The organism is Dehalococcoidia bacterium (assembly GCA_028711995.1).
Lineage (GTDB): Bacteria > Chloroflexota > Dehalococcoidia > SZUA-161 > SpSt-899 > JAQTRE01.
In genome coordinates, this window is record JAQTRE010000240.1 from 1 (window position 1) to 2,509 (window position 2,509).

Genomic DNA, 2,509 nt, shown 5'->3' on the forward strand with positions numbered 1-2,509 from the left:
CTTCGACGAGATCGGTTCGACGCGTCTGCTCACTGATACCAGTGGTAACGTCACTGACAAATACTGCTATGATGTTTATGGCGCTACTATCGCCCACAATTGCTCCACTGGATCGGCTAGCCAGCCCTATCAGTATGTGGGTAAGTTGGGTTATTATACCTATTACCAAGAACCGGACTTTGGTCTCCTGCAACTCGGGTTGAGGTATCTTGAGCCAGAGACAGGAGTGTTTACGCAAAGGGACATCGCGCATCGTGTCGCGACAAGTTCTTATCTCTATGCGGACAACCAGAGTTTGGTGCTCGTAGACCCGAAGGGTATGCTGCCGACGATCTCGTGCTCGAAGAAAAGTGATCCAAAAGGCAAAGTCAAGAAGTCAATAGGGCGGATATGCAACGCGCTGAAGAAAGGCAAAATGAATAAATGCGGAGGCTGCGATTCCGACCCGGACAAGCTGAAATGTCTGAAGGAGTTCTGCTCGCAGGGAAAGATTGAGTGCGACGGGCATTGGTGTAGGACCGATAGCGAGACGTGCGGTTGGGGAGTCGATGCTGATGGAGGCTACAATCCAGGCGGCAAGATCGATATCTGTATGAAGAATGGAGCCGATGATCCGGCAAAATGTGATAACGCGAAGTGCGCAACAGGCCAGCCGCTTACTCTGACTATACTTCATGAGATGATGCATTTGTGTGGGAATATGAATGATGATGACAGCCGTCCAAATAGCGCTGACAACCAAGCGGCCGATTGCATACGTAAAGCCTTACAGTGAGTTGCGGATGTTTCTGAGAAGGAGGACTAAGAACCATGAGAATTGCCGTTATGATAATGGCTGTAGTTGCTGTGACGCTTGCGACATCTGGCAGACAGTGCACTTCCGTGGGTAGTCCCGTCGCAGATGGTGCTCTCAAGCCTATTCTTTCCTCCACGACAGCGGAATGGAAGAAGGGCACTCAACTCGACCTAGTCTTCATGGTCCTTAACGATTCTGCCAAGACTGTCTCTGTCGACGGCAGAATGTCTTGGCCAGGCAACATTCTACTGTGGGTAAGGCTGCCTGATGGAAAAACTATGCTGGCTAGGCGCGGTCTGGTGAAGATGAAACTCCTTACGGCAGACGGAATCATCAGACTACAACCAAGTCGCTTGCATGGACGTAAACTGGCGATTCAACCGGAAGCCGACGAACGTTTCGCCGAGCCTCTGAAAAAACTATGTCCCGGCACATATACATTCTGGGTTGAGTTTCATGGAGCAGGTGCGGCTTCACTGGGATGCAGAGAAGTGTCGCTGAAGTCCAACGAGTTGCCGATAACTGTCCCATGATTCGGACAAACACACCCGATGAGAAATACGTAGGAGGTCATGTAGATGAATATCCGCATCGCAACTGGCTTGGTTGTAGTCTTGTCTCTGATGAGTCCGGTATTCGCCGACGGGATTCAGAAACCGCCAGTGCCATTGATGTCTCGAACTATGATGATGTCAGTCAGAATGATCATTCGGCCGCTGCCGGAGTTGGCCGTTGATACCGTAAGCAATCAGATACAGCTAACGCCCGACCAGAAACAGAAACTGCTGGCCGTGCTAGACAAGTCAGAGCAAACGATGGGACCCTTGGCAGAGCAGTACCTTAAGTCACTTGAGGCGGTGCGTTCCGCACTATTTGCCCCAGATAAGGACGGCGTCCGGCTTCGTGAAGCGACAGACAAGGCTGCGAGAGCAGAGGCCGCAGTTGTATCGGCGGAGATCGACTTCTGGACTCAGGCAAAGACAATCCTCACTGATGACCAATTGGCGAAGCTGCAAGAAGCCCTTGGCAAGCTTTCGGCACGCACTGGCCCGCCAACTGCTCAAACACCATCTGTCTCGCCCGGGCCGAGCCCTGTTGCACCAGCGACCGTGGTCCCAGAGTAAAGCGAGCAGGCGGTGCCTGAAGATTGAGACGGGTGGCTAGGGCCGACCTAGCCACCCGTCTGCTCTTTGTAGTCGAGAATGGGAATTGGAGGCAATTCTATAGAACGCCTCGGATCCCTCAGAGCGAAGCCAATGGGCAAAGATCCGGGATTGTGCTACTATAGAATAGCAGTTGATATACAACGTGTGTTCGAACTCTATTACCTTTGTGCAGCTAGGAGTGATTGTGAAATCGTTCAAGGTAAGGATAGTCGTGTACCTGCTGTGTGTGCTGACGCTGCTGTCCCTGTTCTGGCTGCATGTAAACAGCATCAAGCGTCACAGTGCGCATGAGCAGCAGTGGAGTGTTCTTACTGATGCGGCTCTCAAATGCGTGAGTCGGGGGGACTACAACCGAGCTGTACGTCAATTGAGCGCAGCCCTAGAAAACGCCAAGAGTCGTCACGATGAACCCGAAATCGCTTGCAGTTTGCATAACCTAGCCGCGGCGTACCGAGTGCTCGGAGACAACGCGAAGGCAGAGACTTCCTGCCGACAAGCATTGATTTCGCTTGAGAGGCTGTCGGGCGAGAACCGAAAGTCATTGCCA

General features: G+C 52.3%; 4 protein-coding genes. All 4 read left to right on the forward strand.

Going from position 1 to position 2,509, the window contains the following annotated elements; translation table 11 throughout:
* Positions 1-775, forward strand: a 775-nt coding sequence (locus PHV74_16155) for a hypothetical protein (GenBank protein MDD5095885.1), incomplete at its 5' end; no start/stop codon positions are given.
* Positions 776-810: 35 nt separating this feature from the next.
* A complete protein-coding gene (locus PHV74_16160; protein ID MDD5095886.1) occupies positions 811-1,329 on the forward strand; it encodes a hypothetical protein in 519 nt (172 codons plus the stop codon).
* Positions 1,330-1,374: 45 nt separating this feature from the next.
* Positions 1,375-1,920, forward strand: a complete 546-nt coding sequence (locus PHV74_16165; GenBank protein ID MDD5095887.1) for a periplasmic heavy metal sensor — start codon at positions 1,375-1,377, stop codon at positions 1,918-1,920.
* A 226-nt stretch (positions 1,921-2,146) separates the two neighbouring features.
* Positions 2,147-2,509, forward strand: a 363-nt coding sequence (locus tag PHV74_16170) for a tetratricopeptide repeat protein (protein ID MDD5095888.1), incomplete at its 3' end; no start/stop codon positions are given.

Bases quoted from the DNA above. Each gene is read 5' to 3' on its own strand.
- PHV74_16160 (MDD5095886.1), top strand. From the start codon at position 811: ATGAGAATTGCCGTTATGATAATGGCTGTAGTTGCTGTGACGCTTGCG.
- PHV74_16165 (MDD5095887.1), top strand. From the start codon at position 1,375: ATGAATATCCGCATCGCAACTGGCTTGGTTGTAGTCTTGTCTCTGATG.